This is a genomic window from Paenibacillus sp. AR247 (assembly GCF_002968895.1).
Lineage (GTDB): Bacteria > Bacillota > Bacilli > Paenibacillales > Paenibacillaceae > Paenibacillus_AQ > Paenibacillus_AQ favisporus.
The window spans coordinates 1-315 of the sequence record NZ_PCZT01000098.1 but is presented as its reverse complement, the minus strand read 5'-3'; the positions used below and the strand labels follow the sequence as shown (position 1 = coordinate 315).

Here is a 315-nt window from a genome sequence, read left to right as displayed (position 1 = left end):
ACACACGCTGCATGGGCTCTCTCCCACACTACCGCTCTAAACAAAAATACGCCTTTCGGCGTTATGTTTTATGTATGGAGCGGGTGATGGGAATACTCAACATCTCGATTAAAAAAGCGGACCTTCGGCCCGCCATAGAGGTAGATGTTGACGCGCGTCCTGAGCGGGTTTCATCAAATGAAGCCGGCACGGACGGTCGTACCCACGCTGCATGGGCTCTCTCCCACACTACCGCTCTAAACAAAAAAAACGCCTTTCGGCGTTATGTTGTATGTATGGAGCGGGTGATGGGAATCGAACCCACGCTATCAGCTT

At 51.7% G+C, this 315-nt stretch carries 1 protein-coding gene; it reads left to right on the top strand.

Annotated elements, in window-relative coordinates; all coding sequences use genetic code 11:
• Positions 1 to 86: 86 nt before the first annotated feature.
• Positions 87 to 315 (top strand): hypothetical protein (locus CPT76_RS38590; RefSeq protein ID WP_219845511.1); only part of this gene is annotated, 229 nt, incomplete at its 3' end.